The following is a 15,743-nucleotide window of genomic DNA, read 5'->3' as shown; positions in this document are numbered from 1 at the left end:
CACGGGGGTCCGGGGGTGTGAAACCCCCGGTCCGCCGCCAAACCGTCGAGACCCCGTCCATGCTTCTCGCCATCGACTGCGGCAACACCAACACCGTCTTCTCGATCTGGGACGGGGCCCGCTTCCTCGCCACCTGGCGCATCGCCACCGACCACAAGCGCACGGCGGACGAATATTTCGTCTGGCTCTCGTCGCTGATGACCCTGACCAGCACCTCGGTCACCGTCACCGAGGCGATCATCTCCTCGACCGTCCCGCGCGTAGTCTTCAACCTGCGCGTCCTCTGCGACCGCTACTTCGGCTGCCGTCCCCTGGTCGTGGGCAAACCCGATTGCAGGCTGCCGGTCGCGCCAAGGGTCGACCAGGGCACCACGGTCGGGCCGGACCGGCTGGTGAACACCGTCGCGGGCTTCGACCGCCACGGCGGGGACCTGATCGTCGTCGACTTCGGCACCGCCACCACTTTCGACGTCGTCGACACTGACGGCGCCTATATCGGTGGGGTCATCGCGCCCGGGGTGAACCTGTCGCTCGAGGCGCTCCACATGGCCGCCGCCGCGCTGCCGCATGTCGATGTGGCCAAGCCCCTGAAAGCCATCGGCACGAATACGGTGGCCTGCATGCAATCCGGCGTGTATTGGGGCTATGTGGGCCTTGTCGAAGGCATCGTGCGCGAAGTGCGGCGCGAACGCGACCGTCCGATGAAAGTGATTGCAACCGGAGGGCTGGCCTCCCTGTTCGCGCAGGGAACCGAGCTATTTCATTCCATCGAGGACGACCTGACCATGCACGGCCTCGTCCTGATCCACGACTACAACAAGGAACATCCATGAACCGCCTCATCTACCTTCCCCTCGGCGGCGCCGGCGAGATCGGCATGAACGCCTATGTCTTCGGCTACGGCCTTCCGGGGAAGGAGCGGCTGATCCTCGTCGACCTCGGCGTGACCTTCCCGGATATGGACAGCTCGCCCGGCGTTGACCTGATCCTCCCGGACGTAAGCTGGCTTCATGACAAGCTCGACCGGCTCGAGGCAATCTTCATCACCCATGCGCATGAGGATCACATCGGAGCGCTGGCCCCGCTCTGGCCCGAGCTTGGCAAGAAGGTCTACGCCCGCAAGTTCACCGCCACCATCGGGCGGATGAAGTTCGAGGAGGCGGGCCTGCCCATCGACCAGATCGTCACCGTGGAGCCGCGCCCGGCGGTCGTCGAGGCTGGGCCGTTCAAGGTGCAGTTTGTCCCGGTGTCGCATTCGATCCCCGAAAGCTCGGCCCTGGTGATCGACACCCCGGCGGGGCGCATCTTCCACTCGGCCGACTTCAAGATCGACCATACCCCGGTGGTGGGCGAGGGCTGGGATGACGCCCGCATCAGTGAGATCGTGGCCGAGAAGCCGGTCAAGGTCATGACCTGCGATTCCACCAACGTCTTCTCCACGCATGAGGGCCGGTCCGAGGCGACGCTGGCCGAACCGCTGACCCAGCTCATTCGCAGCTGCACCGGCATGGTCGTGGCAACCACTTTCGGCTCGAACGTCGCGCGCCTGAAGACCCTGGCCGAGGCCGCCCGGGCCGCCGACCGCACGATCTGCGTGCTGGGGCGGTCGATGAAGCGGATGCTTTCCGCCTCGGAAGAGACCGGGGTCCTGACCGGCTTCCCCAAGACCGTTACGCCGGAAGAGGCGCTGGAAGTCCCTCGCCGCAACCTCATGCTTCTTGTCACCGGCAGCCAGGGCGAACGCCGCGCGGCGAGCGCGCAGCTGAGCCGGGGCAAGTATCTGGGGCTGGAGATGAAGGAGGGCGATACCTTCCTCTTCTCCTCGCGCACGATCCCCGGCAACGAACGCGACGTGATCCGGGTCTGGAACGCATTTTCAGAGCTGGGCGTGCAGGTGCTGGACGACCAGAACGGCAAGTACCACGTTTCGGGCCACGCGAACCGCCCGGACCTGGAACATGTCCACCGGTTGGTCCTGCCCGACATGCTGATCCCGATGCATGGCGAACACCGGCACCTGACGGAACATGTCCGCATCGCCACCGAAAGCGGCATCGCGGCGGCGGTTGCGGTGAACGGCACCATGCTGAACCTGACCGGCGACGTGCCGGAAGTGGCAGAATACATCGAGACCGGTCGCATCTACCTGGACGGCACGGCGATGGTCGGCGCGATGGACGGGGTGATCCGGGACCGCATCCGCATGGCGCTGAACGGCCATGTCACGGTGACCCTGATCCTGGACGAAAGCGACAGCCCGATGGGCGAGCCCTGGGTCGAACTCATGGGCCTTTCGGCCACCGGCCGGGGCGAACGCCCGCTGGCCGAGACGATGGAGGCCGACCTCGACGAGGTGATCGGCCGCCTTGGGCGCAAGGTCCTGGCCGACGACGACAAGCTGGAAGAGGAGATCCGCCGCGTTGTCCGTCAGGTCGCGATGGAAGAGATCGGCAAGAAGCCCGAGGTCAACGTGGTGATCAGCCGCCTGGTCGCCGAGTAGGACACCGCCCCCCTTTGCCCTCTCCCCGCCGGGGAGGGGGCCAAGGGCGAAGGGTCACTCGCTCTGGGCGTCCGCTTCCGCGCGCAGGTCGGGGATCGTTTCCAGAACCTCGTCTGCCGTCGCCTGCTTCAGGGCGAAGCTGCGCAGGATGAAGTCCGGCACATGGTCGCCCATGCCGATGACGGCGGGGCCCAGGTCGCGGTCGCGGCGATAGTCCCGACGGTCATCGCGACGATCCTCGCGGGGCTCGCGACGGTCGTCCCGACGGTCTTCGCGCGGCTCGCGGCGGTCGCCGCGCTCTGCGCGGTCGCCCCGGTCATCGCGGCGGCGGTCTGCGTTGCGCTCGGACCGGTCGCCGCGCGGCTCGCGCTCGCGGCGGTCTTCACGACGCTCTTCCCGACGTTCTTCGCGGACCGGCTCGTCGGGCACTTCGGCCTTGGGGGTGGCGACCAGCGGCTCCATCGCCGCCACTTCGTCATGCGCCTTGACCGGACGCTCGCGGTCGCGGCCCCGGCCCCCCCGTTCGCGACCCTTGCGCTCTTCACGCGCGGGGCGCTGGTCGGGCTTGCCTTCGCGGGTATCGGGTTCAAACCCTTCCGGCAGAGCCCCCCGCGGGATTTCCGCCTTGATCAGGCTTTCGATGGCCTTGAGATACTTGTCATCCGACGGCACGGCGATGGTGAAGGCCTTGCCCAGACGCCCGGCCCGGCCGGTGCGGCCGATGCGGTGGACGTAATCCTCGGGGTGGGAGGGCACGTCGAAGTTGAACACGTGGCTGACCGCCGGGATGTCCAGCCCGCGCGCGGCCACGTCAGAGGCCACCAAGAGGTGCAACGACCCGTCGCGGAAGGCGTCCAGCGTCTTCATCCGCTGCGACTGTTCCAGGTCACCGTGGATGGGGGCTGCATTGAAGCCATGCGATTTCAGCGACTTCGCCACCACGTCCACATCCATCTTCCGGTTGCAGAAGATGATCGCGTTGGTGCAAGCCTCGCCCTCGGCGCGGATCAGCGCGCGCAGCACGGCACGCTTGTCGCCGAAGCTGCGGTCCTTCCGGACCGGCTTCACCTCGATCAGGCTTTGCGTGATCGTCAGCGAGGTCGTGGCCTGCCGTGCGACCTCGATCTTCGCGGGGTCCTTGAGGAAGGTTTTGGTGATCCGCTCGATCTCGGGCGCCATCGTGGCCGAGTAGAACATCGTCTGCCGCTTCGGCGGGGTCAGTTGGAAGATCCGCTCGATGTCCGGGATGAAGCCCATGTCGAGCATCCGGTCGGCCTCGTCCACCACCATGATCTGCACGCCGGTCAGCAGAAGCTTGCCACGCTCGAAATGGTCGAGCAGGCGGCCGGGCGTGGCGATCAGCACATCGACGCCGCGGTCGATCAGCTTGTCCTGTTCGCCGAAGGCGACGCCGCCGATGAGCAGCGCCTTGGTCAGCTTGGTGTGCTTGGCGTAGACGTCGAAATTCTCGGCCACCTGGGCGGCGAGTTCCCGGGTCGGCGCCAGCACCAGGCTGCGCGGCATCCGGGCGCGGGCGCGGCCCTGGCCCAGAAGCGTGATCATGGGCAGCGTGAAGCTGGCCGTCTTGCCGGTCCCGGTCTGGGCGATGCCAAGCACGTCACGGCCGGTAAGGGCCTCGGGAATAGCCTGCGCCTGGATAGGGGTGGGGGTCTCGTAGCCAGCTTCAGTGATGGCCTGCAGCACGCGCGGATCCAGCGCGAGGTCGGAAAATTTGGTCATTAGCGTCCTATGAATGCGGTATCGGACCGCATGAATGTTGGGACGCAAGTTTCCGGGCGCCCCGGCGTCTCGGCCCGTTTGGCCGCCGAAGGCGCATAGCGGAAATTCACCGCAGGGTCAAGTCGGCCCCGGTCCACTGGGTTTTCGCGGCATTTCCTGCAAGGTTCCGGACATTCGCCGACCAAAGTTCTTTCATCATGGTGCATTATGTCCAAGTCCCTGCTTGCAGCCGGGCTCGTCCTGGCCCTGTCCCCACCGCTTGCCGCCGATCCTGCGACTTGTGGCTGGAATGCCTGCCCGACCACGATCAGCCTTACCTCGGTTTCAGCGCAACGAAGCTACGGGCTGCTGCTCGCCGCCCCGGAAGCCGGCTGCCGCCGCGTCCGGTTTCGCGTCGAGGGAGCGGGCGTGGTCCTGGGCCAGACGCCGCCGCTTGACCCGGGAGAGCTTGCCGTCGTGCGGTTGGGTCGCGGCTTTCCGGCAGGACCTGTCCGGCTTCGCATTGCCGCCATCGGCTGCGATAGCCCCCCTGCGGCGACGCGGCGGGTGACACTGGCCAAGCTGTCGCCCGACCACGGCTGGCGCGCGGCGGGGGACTAGGCCTCGGGTTCCGCCGAGGGATCGAGGGGCGGAACGGTGCGGTCCAGCTGCGCAAGGTGCTTGTCCGCACGCATCATCCCGATGCGGCGGAACAGGGTTCCGGGATCCTCGTTCAGTCGCTGCAGGAGGTGGCAGGCGAGAGGCCCGACCACCGGCACCTGCCGCGCCTCGTTCCAGACCTGGGCCAGGAGGTTGATGTCCAGGCCCCCGGAGGCCAGGTTGAAATGCGGCATGTCCAGCGGCAGCCGTCGCCTGCGGACGTGTCGGATCGGAAAGGGCGTGTCGGCGGCCAGGCCGGAATGGAAGCGCTCGAATTCGTAAAGCTTCATCAGCGAGAAGATCATGTTGATCGACAGCCCGACGCGGCGCTGCGCCTCGGTCTCGCCATGGTCGCCGAAGGTGATGGCCGAGGAGATCAGCCAACGCCCAGGCAGTTCGGGCATGAGGGCCGCCCCCGCCTCGGTCCAGATGCGGCGGAAGAGGGCAGGGGCATGGGCGGGAAAGCGCTTCTTGCGCAGATGCGCGATGAGGATGGCGTTCACCGCGGCAAGCTCGGGTTTGCCCCGAAGCTCGACGCGCATCTGGTGCAGCTTCTTGGCGTGAAGCGTCTGCGGGCCTTCCAGCGCGGGAAGGTCGGCCGGGATCCGGGCGGAGAGGAGGGGGGCAAGGTCCAGGTCGGCCGGAGGAAACCAGTCCCGCGCGGCGAGCTTCAGGCGGCGCCTGCGCTGGTTCCAGATCTCGATCAGGCTCTCGGGGGCGCCGGCATAGGTTTCGGTCGGCTCGTCCGAAGGCCCCTCAGGATCGTCCGTCATGCTGTCACCCGCCCTGCACGCGCGAGAGGCTAGGGGGCGGCCACCGGCCGGTCAAGCGGACCTCAGACCATCATCTCCTTGGTCGCGGTCAGCTTCACGCCCGGGTAATCGCGCACCACGCGGTCGATGTCCCATTGCAGGCGCGTGAGGAACACGAGGTCCCCGTCGCTGTCATGCGCGATGTGGCCCTTGTTGACGGCCACGAGCTTCTCGATCTCGGCCTTGTCGCCGGAAATCCAGCGGGCAGAAGTGAAGTTCGATCCCTCGAAGCGGACGGGGAGGGAATATTCCTGCTCGATCCGGCTGGCCAGCACGTCGAATTGCAGGCCCCCCACGACACCGACGATGTAGCCCGAGCCGATCATTGGCTTGAAGACCTTGGCCGCGCCTTCCTCGGCGAACTGGGTCAGCGCCTTTTCCAGGTGCTTGGCCTTCATCGGGTCGAGCGCGCGGATGGACTGCAGCAGTTCCGGCGCGAAGCTGGGGATGCCGGTGAAGCGCAGATTCTCGCCTTCGGTCAGTGCGTCGCCGATCCGCAACTGCCCGTGGTTCGGGATGCCGATGATGTCGCCGGCCCAGGCCTCCTCGGCCAGTTCGCGGTCGGCGGCAAGGAAGAGGACCGGGTTGGTGATCGACATCGGTTTCTTCGACCGGACGTGGTGCAGCTTCATGCCGCGTTCGAAATGGCCCGAGGCGAGGCGGACGAAGGCCACCCGATCGCGGTGTTTCGGGTCCATGTTGGCCTGGACCTTGAAGACGAAGCCGGTCACCGGCGTCTCGTCGGCGCTGACCTGGCGTTCGGCGGCCTTCTGCGGCTGGGGTTCCGGCCCGTATTCGCCGATGCCGTCCATCAGTTCCTTCACCCCGAAGGAGTTGATCGCCGAGCCGAACCAGATCGGCGTCATCGAGCCGTTGAGGAAGGCCGTGCGGTCGAAGGCGGGAAGCAGTTCCCGCGCCATTTCCAGCTCTTCGTGGAACTTCGCCAGAAGGTCGGCGGGGATGTGTTCGGCGAGCTTCGGGTCGTCGACGCCGCTGATCTTGATCGACTCGGCCCCCTTGTTCCGGTCGGCGCGGTCCATGATCTCCAGCCGGGCGTGGAGCAGGTCATAGGCCCCTACGAAGTCGCGGCCCGAGCCGATGGGCCAGCTTGCGGGGGTCACGTCGATCGCCAGGTTTTCCTGGATCTCGTCGATGATCGAGAAGGTGTCGCGGCTTTCGCGGTCCATCTTGTTGCAGAAGGTCAGGATCGGCAGGTCGCGCATCCGGCAGACCTCGAAGAGCTTCCGTGTCTGGCTTTCGACGCCCTTTGCGCCGTCGATCACCATGATCGCGGCGTCGACGGCCGTGAGCGTCCGGTAGGTGTCTTCGGAAAAGTCACTGTGGCCGGGGGTGTCGACCAGGTTGAAGCGGTACTGGCGGAAGTCGAAGGACATTGCCGAGGCGGAGACCGAGATGCCCCGGTCCTGTTCCAGCTTCAGGAAGTCGGACCGCGTGCGCCGCGCCTCGCCCTTGGCGCGGACCTGGCCGGCCATCTGGATCGCGCCCCCGAACAGCAGGAACTTTTCGGTCAGCGTGGTTTTCCCGGCGTCCGGGTGCGCGATGATCGCGAAGGTCCGGCGGCGGGCGATTTCGGGCGGAAGGGGGGCACGGTTCGACATGGGCATCCCCATAGCGCGGGCGGGGTTTCGCCGCAACGGGCGCGCGGGTTCGGACGGTTTTCAGAATGAGCGCTGACGCGCAAGCCTTTTGTCTCGTCGTCGGCCTGCGCCTCCTCCTCGGTGTTGGGGGCGCTTCGCCCCCCAAACCCCCCGAGGATATTTGGAGCCAGGTGAAAGGGCAGGGGTGCTTGCCCTTGCTCCTTTGCCTGCTAGGCTTTCCCCGAACATGAGAAGGAGTTGGCCATGGATCTGGGGATTGCGGGAAAGCGGGCGCTGGTCTGTGCCTCGTCCAAAGGGCTGGGGCGCGGCTGTGCCGAGGCATTGGCTGAGGCGGGCGTGGACCTGGTGATGAACGCCCGCGGCGCCGAGGCGCTGGAGGCGACCGCCGCCGAGATCCGGGCGCGGCATCGGGTGAACGTGACGACCGTGGCTGCCGACATCACCACCGAGGCTGGCCGGGCGGCGGTGCTGGCCAAGGGCCCGTTCGACATCCTGGTCACCAATGCGGGTGGGCCCCCGCCGGGAATGTGGTCGGACTGGGGGCGCGAGGATTTTCTGAAGGCGCTGGATGCCAACATGCTGACGCCCATCGCGCTGATGCAGGCCGTGCTGCCGGGAATGATGGCGCAGGGCTGGGGGCGCGTGGTCAACATCACCAGCGTTTCCGTCAAGTCGCCGGTCGCGGTGCTGGGCCTGTCGAACTCGGCCCGGGCGGGTTTGACCGGCTTTGTTGCGGGAACGTCGCGCCAGGTGGCGGGGAAGGGGGTCACGATCAACAATCTGCTGCCCGGCATCCATGCGACGGACCGGGCGATCGCGCTGGATTCGGCCGTCGTGAAGGCCAGGGGAATCAGCATGGAGCAGGCGATAGAAGAGCGGTCGGCCACGATCCCGGCGGGCCGTTACGGGACGCCGGCCGAATTCGGGGCGGCCTGCGCCTTCCTGTGTTCCCAGCACGCGGGTTTCATCGTCGGGCAGAACATCCTGCTCGACGGCGGGGCTACCAACGCGACGCTGTAGCGGCCGGGCGCGGTTTCGGCCGACCGGGGTCGAAGACGCCGAGAAGGAGCAGCAGCACGCCGCCGCCGATCCAGGCCCAGCCGCCCGTGCCGAGCACGTCATTGGCCAGCGCGAAGAGGCGGTTGGCTTCTTCCATCGTCCATTGCGGCTCGACGATGCCAAGGGTTTCGCGCACGCGCCAGACGAGGACGCCGGCAAGACCCACGATGCTGACGCCGGTCAGGAAGGCGAGCGACCGCTTTTCCAACCCGACCAGCGACAGAAGGACGAAAAGCGCCGCCAGCACGAAGGAGAAGAGGAACATCCGGACTTCGGTCGGCGCCTGGGTCAGGTAGGCTTCGATCGAGGCGCGGTCGAAGGCGGGAAGCGCATCCCAGGGCGCGATGTTCGGCCCGAGCGGCGTCGCGACCCAGGGAAGGAAGAGCGCTGCCAGTATGGCAACGGCGCACAGAAGTGCGAGCGGACGAAACAGCATGGCCGGACCTTCCTGTCCAGAAACGGATGACAGTGTCGCCGTAGCAGACCATTCTGGGCAAAACGTGGACAGTTTACGCCATTTTTGCGGTCATACGGCCGGGCGCGGGCGGTTGTCGTGGCGGCGGGGCGCTGCTAGAGAAACCTGAGTGAAACTCTTGGACACCATGCCCGACAGCGCCCCCCTTCGTCTTGAGGTCCGCCACCTGGTCCGCTCCTTCGGGGGGCGGCGCGTGGTGGATGACGTGTCGCTGGCGGTCGCGGCGGGGCAGGTGACCTGTCTCCTCGGTCCCTCGGGCTGCGGGAAGTCCACCACCTTGCGGATGATCGCCGGGGTGGAGCGGGCGGATGCGGGCGAGGTGCTGCTGGACGGTCAGGTCGTCGCGGGGCCGGGGCTTCACGTCCCGCCCGAGCGGCGGTCGGTCGGCTTGATGTTCCAGGACTTTGCGCTTTTCCCGCATCTGACGGTGGCCGAGAATGTCGCCTTCGGTCTGCGGGTCGACCGGGTCGAGAAGGCGCGGCGCGTGGGCGAGCTTCTGGAGAAGGTCGACTTGACGGGCTTCGGTCCCAAGCACCCGCACGAGCTTTCGGGCGGAGAACAGCAGCGGGTGGCGTTGGCGCGGGCACTGGCACCTCGGCCCAAGGTGATGCTGATGGACGAGCCGTTCTCGGGCCTCGACAACCGGCTGCGCGACGGGATCCGCGACCGGACGCTGGAGCTTCTGAAAGAGGAAGGCGCGGCCGTTCTTCTGGTGACGCATGAGCCGGACGAGGCGATGCGGATGGCCGACGAGATCGCCCTGATGCGGCAGGGTCGCGTCGTGCAGCGGGGGGCACCCTACAACGTCTACAACGCCCCGGTGGACAAGGCCGCGGCGGCGTTCTTCAGCGATATCAACGTGATCCGGGGTGTGTCGAAGGGCGCGCTGACCGAGACTCCCTTTGGTGCCTTCCTGACCCCGGGCCATGCCGACGGTGGCGAGGTCGAGATCGTGATCCGGCCGCAACACCTGCGGATCGACTTCGACCGGGGTGGGCGCGGCCCCAATCCGACGCCCGAGGACGGCGTCCCCGCGCGCGGTACGGTGGTCCGCAGCCGCTATCTGGGCCGGGAAAGCCTGGTCGATTTCGCGATGGACTTCGAAGGGGCGAAGCTGACCGCCAGCGTGCCGGGGGTGTTCCTGCCGAAGCCGGGGACGGTCCTGTGGCTGATGATCCGCCGCGACCGCTGCTTCGTATTCGGGGTGTAGAGCACGGGGCTGGCCCTTTGGTGGGCGCGGCGCAAAAACCCCTTCGAAGGATCTTGCGCCCCCGGGCTTAGCCGTCGGTTTCGATCCCCGACTGCGGCAAGAGCGTTGCGACCTTGTAGAGAAGACTCCGCGCCGCCCTGGCCCGCGGGTTGCCCTCCTGGCCCACATGCCGCAGCCCCTCGACCAGGGCCTCCAGCTCTTCCGGCGTCAGCATCGTCGGCGGCAGCATCAGGGGTGAGCGCAGGATGTAGCCGAGGCCCCGCTCGCCCTCGACCGGCAGGCCTGTGGCTGCAAGCATCTCCATGTCGCGCCAGATCGTGCGGGTGGAGACCCCGAGTCGCGCGGCCAGTTCGGACGCCGTGTGCAGCCGCCCGTCGCGCAGGGACTGGACGATGTCGTAAAGCCGGGCGTCGCGTTTCATGGGCATTCCCTGCCTAGGGGGGCAGTATTGCCCACCTTACTGACAAAATACTGTCAGTTGACTGTGCCGCACAACCCGCTTCGGCCTTGGACACCGCCTGCCATCGGACATATTGAGGGCACCAGACACCGATTTCCGCCCGCCAGTGCGGGTTGCCACAGGAGAAAACCATGCACGCTCCCGGACCCATGCAGCTTCTGCTGATCGCCATCGTCCTTCTCGTCCTCTTCGGCCGCGGCAAGATCGCCGGCATGATGGGCGAGGTCGGCAAGGGCATCACCGCCTTCAAGAAGGGCATCAAGGACGGCAACGAAGAGATCGAAAAGGCCGCCGCGGACACTGCCAAGGACGTGACGCCCGAGAAGGACAAGGTCTGATCCGACCTGATCCTTCGGGAGAGAAGAAATGGACTTCAGCTGGTCCGAGATGCTGCTGGTCGGGATCGTCGCGTTGATCGTGATCGGTCCCAAGGACCTGCCCGGCATGTTCCGCGAACTGGGGCGCTTTACCGCCAAGATCCGCTCGATGGGGCGCGAATTCAGCCGCGCGATGGAACAGGCGGCCAAGGAAAGCGGTGTCAAGGATGCTGCTGACGGTCTGCGTGCGGTCAGCAATCCGGTCGGGACCGGCCTGAAGACCGCCGCCGACAAGTTCGAGAAATGGGACCCGCTGAAGAACGCCGCGGTGCCGACGAAGCCGTTGACGCCGCCGCCGATGCCCGCCGCGATGGCCCCCGCCGCCGCACCGGCTGCCCCTGCGGCCGCCGCCGCACCCGCGGCCCCGGCCGCGCCGGTCGGACCGGCAACGGCGGCGCTTTACGAACAGAAGGCCGCCCGGCAGGCCGTCGTGGATGAGGCCGCGTCCAAGCTGCGCGCCCTGTCCCAGCCGGGCCAGCCGGGAACGACTCCCGCAGCCCCACCCGCCTCGGCCGTGCGCCGGTCGCCCGGGCGCCGCCGGGTCCGGCCCGAGACCAGCAGTGCCGAGGACGAGGAATGACCGCCAAGGACGAGATCGACGACAGCTCGGCCCCTCTGGTCGAACACCTGGCCGAGCTGCGCAACCGCCTGATCTGGTCGGTCTGCGCCTTCCTGGTCGGGATGGTCCTCTGCTTCATCGTGGCGGAACCGATCCTCGACTTCATGCTGCACCCGATCGAAGAGGCGATGCGGGAACTGGGCAACCCGAACCCGGTGATGCAGTACACCGCGCCGCAGGAATACTTCTTCACCTTGATGCACATCGCGATGGTCGGCGGGCTGATGGTGAGCTTCCCGGTCATTGCCTACCAGCTTTGGCGTTTTGTCGCCCCCGGCCTCTACAAGTCGGAAAAGCAGGCGTTCCTTCCGTTCCTCATCGCCTCGCCCGTCCTGTTCCTGATTGGCGCCGCCTTCAGCCATTTCATCGTCACCCCGATGGCGATGAAGTTCTTCCTGGGCTATGCCGACACCTCGTCCATCCTGACCGCACTGATCCCCGGCTTCGGCACCGCCCCCGCCGACGCCCTGATCGTCGCCCCCGATGCGCCCAAGGAAGGGATCGAGATCGTCTTCCAGGGCAAGGTGAACGAGACGCTGGACATCAGCCTCAAGCTGATCCTGGCCTTCGGGCTTTGCTTCCAGCTTCCGGTCCTTCTGACCCTCATGGGCAAGGCGGGGCTGGCGACGTCGGCGGGCCTTGCGAACATGCGTCGGTATGCCATCGTCATCATCCTTTTCGTCGCGGCACTGGTCACGCCCCCCGACATCATGAGCCAGCTCATGCTCTTCTCCTGCATCTACCCGCTGTATGAGGTGTCGATCTTCATCATCAAGCGGATGGAAAAGGCGCGCGAGGCCGAGCTTCGGGCCGAGGGGCTGTGGGTCGACATCCCCGACGGTGACGAGGCGACGGACAAGTGACCGACGCGCTTGACCGGATCGCGGCGGCGCTGGAGCGTCTGGCCCCCGCACCCATGCCCGCCCCCGATTTCTCGGCCGAGGCCTTCGTCTGGCACACCGGCCCCGACCGGCTGGAGCCGGTGGCCCATGTCAGCCGCGTGGACCTGTCGCTCCTGGTGGGGGTGAACCGGTCGCGCGATACGCTTCTGGAGAATACCCGTCACTTCGCGGCAGGCCTGCCCGCCAACAACGCGCTTCTCTGGGGGTCGCGGGGGATGGGGAAGTCGTCTCTCGTCAAGGCCGTCCACGCGGCGGTCCGCGCCGAGGGGCACGACCTGAAGATCGTCGAGCTTAGCCGCGAGGACCTGCCGTCGGTGCAGCGCCTGCTGGCGCATCTGCGGGCCGCGCCATACCAGTTCCTGCTGTTCTGCGACGACCTGTCGTTCAGCCATGACGACCAGCACTACAAGTCCCTCAAGGCGGTCCTGGACGGCGGGATCGAGGGGCGGCCGGGGAACGTGCTGTTCTACGCCACCTCGAACCGCCGCCACCTGATGCCCCGCGACATGATCGAGAACGAACGCTCCACCGCGATCAACCCGGGCGAGGCGGTGGAAGAGAAGGTGTCACTCTCCGACCGCTTCGGCCTGTGGCTAGGCTTCCATCCCTGCACCCAGGACGAATACCTGGAAATGATCAGCGGCTATTGCGCGGCGCATGGGGTGAAGGTGCCCGAGGAACGGCTTCACGCCGAGGCCATCGAATGGCAGGCGACGCGCGGCGGGCGGTCGGGCCGGGTGGCCTGGCAGTTCTTCTGCGACCTCGCCGCGCGGGAAGGTGTCCGAATCCGGCTCTGACGCGTGTTCGGGCTTGCGGGGGGCGGCGTCACGGCTTAGCCCTAGATCATGTTCACCGAAATTCTGGTCCTTCTTGCCCTGATCGTTCTGAACGGCGTGCTTGCGATGTCCGAGCTTGCCATCGTCAGCGCAAGGCCCGCCCGGCTGAAACCGCTTGAAGGCAAAAGCCGCGGTGCCCGCATGGCCCTGCGGCTGGCCGAACACCCCGGGCGGTTCCTTTCGACCGTGCAGATCGGCATCACGGCCGTCGGCGTTCTGTCCGGCGCGCTTTCGGGGGCGACGCTGGGCCTGCGGCTCCAGCTTTGGCTGCAGGGGCGCGGGATGGACCCGGACTGGGCCGCCACTCTGGGGGTCGGCGGGGTCGTCGTCGTGATCACCTACGTCAGCCTGATCGTTGGCGAACTGGTCCCGAAACAGATGGCGCTGCGCAACGCCGAGGGCATCGCGATCCGCATGGCGCCGGCGATGACGCTTCTGTCGATCGTGGCGGCGCCTCTGGTGTGGTTCCTAGAACGGTCGGGCCGCGGGCTTCTCTGGCTTCTGGGCCAGGGCGGCGAAAGCGAGAACCGCGTCACCGAGGAAGAGGTGCATGTCCTTCTGGCCGAGGCGCATGAGGGCGGGGTCCTCGAGACCGAAGAACGCGAGATGATCACCGGCGTCATGCGCCTTTCGGACCGCACGGCCCGCGCGTTGATGACCCCCCGGCACGAGGTCGAGATGCTTCCGCTGGACGCCACCGGGGGTGAGGCCGTCGCCGCCGTCCGCAAGATCGCCCGCCCCCGGATGCCCGTCGCCAATGCCGAGGGCGAGGTGGTGGGGATCGTCCTTCTGACCGACGCCTTCCAGGTCGTCTCCCGCCGCGAGACCCTGTCGATCAAGGCGCTGGTGCAGGAGGTTCCCGTGGTCTCGGACCGGACCGAGGCGCTTGACGTGCTGGAAATCCTGCAGAAATCCGAACACCACTTCGCGCTCGTCTATGACGAATACGGCCACTTCGAAGGAATCCTGACCACCGGCGACGTGCTGGAAGCCATTACCGGAGCGGTCGCCGCCTCGGAAGCGGACGAACCCGCCATCGTCGAGCGGGCCGACGGCAGCCTCCTCGTCGCGGGCTGGATGCCGGTGGACGAATTCTGCGACCGTCTCGGCCTCCCGCGCGAGATGGCGGGGGAATACGACACCGTCGCGGGGCTGGTCCTGCACCAGCTGGGCCAGATTCCCGACCTCGGCGCCAGCTTCAACGCCGAGGGCTACTGCTTCGAGGTCATCGACCTGGACGGCCGCCGCATCGACAAGGTGCTGGTGGCCAAGCTTCCGGACTGACGCGGGCGCGCCTTACTGCAGATAGCCCACTGGGTCGAAGCTCTGTTTCGACGTATTGCGCACCTCGAAGTGGACGAAGGCCGGATCGCCGGGGGCGACCTTGCCGATCTCCTGCCCGCGCGCGACCTTGTCGCCCTTCTTCACCACCATGCCCGAGACGCCGACATAGACCGTCAGAAGGTCCCCGGCATGGCGGATGATGACGATCCCCTTGCCGTTCGTGTCCGACGACAGCACCGTCACCGTCCCGGCATCGGCGGCCTTCACCGGGCTGCCGGCGGCTGCGGCGATGTCGATCCCCTGGTTCTTCTTCGCGTCATAGCCGCGGATGATCTTGCCAGAGACCGGCATCACCATCCTCGCCGCAGTCGTCTTCTCGGCCCCAAGGTCGGGCGAGGGCGGCGTGGCCTTGGGCTTGGTCGCCGCAGCCTCGGTCTTCTCGTCGGGCAGGGGCTTCTTGGCCGAGGGCGGCTCTGGCGTCGGGCTTCCTGCACCAGGAGCGGTCACCACCGGTTCCGGGTCGGGCGCGGGGGCGGTGGCGATCGGGATGATGAGCGTCTGGCCCTCGCGGACGGCCATGTCCGGGCCAAGCTGGTTCCAGTCGGCCAGGGCCTTGGCCGAGACGTTGTAGGTCCGGGCGATGGTGAAGGCCGTCTCGCCCCGCGCAACGCGGTGGGTCGCAGGCTGGCCCGAAATGGGTTTCGACGCCACGGGCGCCGCGGCGACGGGGGTCGGCCCGGCTTCGTCCAGCGCGGTCGTCGCGATCGAGGTGATGTCCACCCCGCCGCCGGAGGGCAGCGTGGACCCGGCGATCACCGCCGGCTGCGGCGTGGCCGCGACCCGCTTCGGCAGAAGCAGCATCTCGCCTTCGCGCAAGGGATCGGTCGAGCGCAGCGCATTGGTGCGCGCCAGTTCTTCGGGCGGCATCCCAAGCCGTCCTGCCATCGAAGCGACGGTCTCTCCGCGCCGGGCGGTGGCCAGCTGGTAATCCGGGTAGGAGATGATGCCGTTCGCATCCGGGGTGGGGGCGGCGGCCGTCGCCTGCCGCGCGGCTTCCGAGGTGTCGCCCCGGCCTTGCCGCAGGTCCCAGTCCAGGTTGCCGGTGTCCATGCACCCCGCCAATGCCAGTGCGCTTGCGCCCAGCACCAGGGTCGCCCGAAGTCTGCTGCCCGTGTTCGCCATGTGGTCCCGCCTGATGATCGCCTGTCCGG

General features: G+C 67.3%; 16 protein-coding genes. 10 read left to right on the top strand and 6 right to left on the bottom strand.

Translation table 11 applies throughout. The features are described from left to right. Positions 1 to 59 precede the first annotated feature (59 nt). Together ACE3Q6_RS09120 and ACE3Q6_RS09115 are read left to right on the top strand one after the other, a co-directional pair. Positions 60 to 833 (top strand): type III pantothenate kinase, encoded by a 774-nt coding sequence (locus ACE3Q6_RS09120; protein WP_374431566.1) that lies wholly within the window; start codon positions 60 to 62, stop codon positions 831 to 833. Then, the gene (locus ACE3Q6_RS09115; protein ID WP_374431283.1) at positions 830 to 2,500 is read left to right on the top strand and encodes a ribonuclease J; all 1,671 of its coding nucleotides are present in this window, start codon (positions 830 to 832) and stop codon (positions 2,498 to 2,500) included. Before ACE3Q6_RS09120 ends, ACE3Q6_RS09115 begins: the two co-directional genes overlap by 4 nt. A gap of 54 nt (positions 2,501 to 2,554) precedes the next feature. Here the strand turns inward: ACE3Q6_RS09115 and ACE3Q6_RS09110 are convergent, their stop codons facing one another. Then, entirely contained in the window at positions 2,555 to 4,240 is a 1,686-nt protein-coding gene (locus ACE3Q6_RS09110; protein ID WP_374431280.1) for a DEAD/DEAH box helicase, read from the bottom strand. 207 nt (positions 4,241 to 4,447) lie between these two features. Here ACE3Q6_RS09110 and ACE3Q6_RS09105 point away from each other — a divergent pair, with 207 nt between their 5' ends. Further along, positions 4,448 to 4,840: a hypothetical protein gene (locus ACE3Q6_RS09105; protein WP_374431279.1), complete on the top strand. Its 393-nt coding sequence runs from the start codon at positions 4,448 to 4,450 to the stop codon at positions 4,838 to 4,840. Here the strand turns inward: ACE3Q6_RS09105 and ACE3Q6_RS09100 are convergent. Both ACE3Q6_RS09100 and ACE3Q6_RS09095 read right to left on the bottom strand, forming a co-directional pair. After that, entirely contained in the window at positions 4,837 to 5,652 is an 816-nt protein-coding gene (locus ACE3Q6_RS09100; protein WP_374431276.1) for a hypothetical protein, read from the bottom strand. The genes ACE3Q6_RS09105 and ACE3Q6_RS09100 overlap by 4 nt on opposite strands. 62 nt (positions 5,653 to 5,714) lie before the next feature. Next, positions 5,715 to 7,310, bottom strand: a complete 1,596-nt coding sequence (locus ACE3Q6_RS09095; RefSeq protein WP_374431274.1) for a peptide chain release factor 3 — start codon at positions 7,308 to 7,310, stop codon at positions 5,715 to 5,717. 243 nt (positions 7,311 to 7,553) lie between these two features. Between ACE3Q6_RS09095 and ACE3Q6_RS09090 the strand changes: the two genes are divergently transcribed. Continuing rightward, positions 7,554 to 8,330, top strand: a complete 777-nt coding sequence (locus tag ACE3Q6_RS09090) for an SDR family oxidoreductase (protein ID WP_374431272.1) — start codon at positions 7,554 to 7,556, stop codon at positions 8,328 to 8,330. Here ACE3Q6_RS09090 and ACE3Q6_RS09085 read toward each other — a convergent pair. Next, the gene (locus ACE3Q6_RS09085; RefSeq protein WP_374431267.1) at positions 8,311 to 8,805 is read right to left on the bottom strand and encodes a hypothetical protein; all 495 of its coding nucleotides are present in this window, start codon (positions 8,803 to 8,805) and stop codon (positions 8,311 to 8,313) included. The genes ACE3Q6_RS09090 and ACE3Q6_RS09085 overlap by 20 nt on opposite strands. Positions 8,806 to 8,971: 166 nt before the next feature. Here ACE3Q6_RS09085 and ACE3Q6_RS09080 point away from each other — a divergent pair, with 166 nt between their 5' ends. Continuing rightward, a complete protein-coding gene (locus tag ACE3Q6_RS09080; RefSeq protein ID WP_374431564.1) occupies positions 8,972 to 10,054 on the top strand; it encodes an ABC transporter ATP-binding protein in 1,083 nt (360 codons plus the stop codon). Positions 10,055 to 10,121: 67 nt separating this feature from the next. Here ACE3Q6_RS09080 and ACE3Q6_RS09075 read toward each other — a convergent pair whose 3' ends face one another. After that, entirely contained in the window at positions 10,122 to 10,475 is a 354-nt protein-coding gene (locus ACE3Q6_RS09075) for a helix-turn-helix transcriptional regulator (protein ID WP_374431265.1), read from the bottom strand. Between the two features lie 170 nt (positions 10,476 to 10,645). Between ACE3Q6_RS09075 and ACE3Q6_RS09070 the strand changes: the two genes are divergently transcribed. The 5 genes from ACE3Q6_RS09070 to ACE3Q6_RS09050 are packed head-to-tail and all read left to right on the top strand — an operon-like array spanning position 10,646 to position 14,532. Beyond that, positions 10,646 to 10,852 carry a twin-arginine translocase TatA/TatE family subunit gene (locus ACE3Q6_RS09070; protein ID WP_374431263.1) on the top strand — a complete coding sequence of 69 codons (207 nt, stop codon included), beginning with the start codon at positions 10,646 to 10,648 and terminating at the stop codon, positions 10,850 to 10,852. A 28-nt stretch (positions 10,853 to 10,880) separates the two neighbouring features. Further along, positions 10,881 to 11,471, top strand: a complete 591-nt coding sequence (tatB, locus tag ACE3Q6_RS09065; protein WP_374431259.1) for a Sec-independent protein translocase protein TatB — start codon at positions 10,881 to 10,883, stop codon at positions 11,469 to 11,471. After that, on the top strand, positions 11,468 to 12,373 hold the full coding sequence (gene tatC / locus ACE3Q6_RS09060) for a twin-arginine translocase subunit TatC (protein WP_374431256.1): 906 nt from the start codon (positions 11,468 to 11,470) through the stop codon (positions 12,371 to 12,373). The genes tatB and tatC overlap by 4 nt, the downstream gene beginning before the upstream one ends. Then, positions 12,370 to 13,209, top strand: coding sequence for an ATP-binding protein (locus ACE3Q6_RS09055; RefSeq protein ID WP_374431254.1), 840 nt, complete (start codon positions 12,370 to 12,372; stop codon positions 13,207 to 13,209). The genes tatC and ACE3Q6_RS09055 overlap by 4 nt, the downstream gene beginning before the upstream one ends. A 48-nt stretch (positions 13,210 to 13,257) precedes the next feature. Next, the gene (locus tag ACE3Q6_RS09050; protein ID WP_374431252.1) at positions 13,258 to 14,532 is read left to right on the top strand and encodes a hemolysin family protein; all 1,275 of its coding nucleotides are present in this window, start codon (positions 13,258 to 13,260) and stop codon (positions 14,530 to 14,532) included. 12 nt (positions 14,533 to 14,544) lie between these two features. Here ACE3Q6_RS09050 and ACE3Q6_RS09045 read toward each other — a convergent pair whose 3' ends face one another. Beyond that, entirely contained in the window at positions 14,545 to 15,714 is a 1,170-nt protein-coding gene (locus tag ACE3Q6_RS09045) for a peptidoglycan DD-metalloendopeptidase family protein (RefSeq protein WP_374431249.1), read from the bottom strand. Positions 15,715 to 15,743: the final 29 nt, after the last annotated feature.

The sequence above is a fragment of the Tabrizicola sp. genome, from assembly GCF_041913445.1.
Taxonomy (GTDB): Bacteria; Pseudomonadota; Alphaproteobacteria; order Rhodobacterales; family Rhodobacteraceae; genus Tabrizicola.
This window is presented reverse-complemented; position numbering and strand designations above follow the sequence as displayed.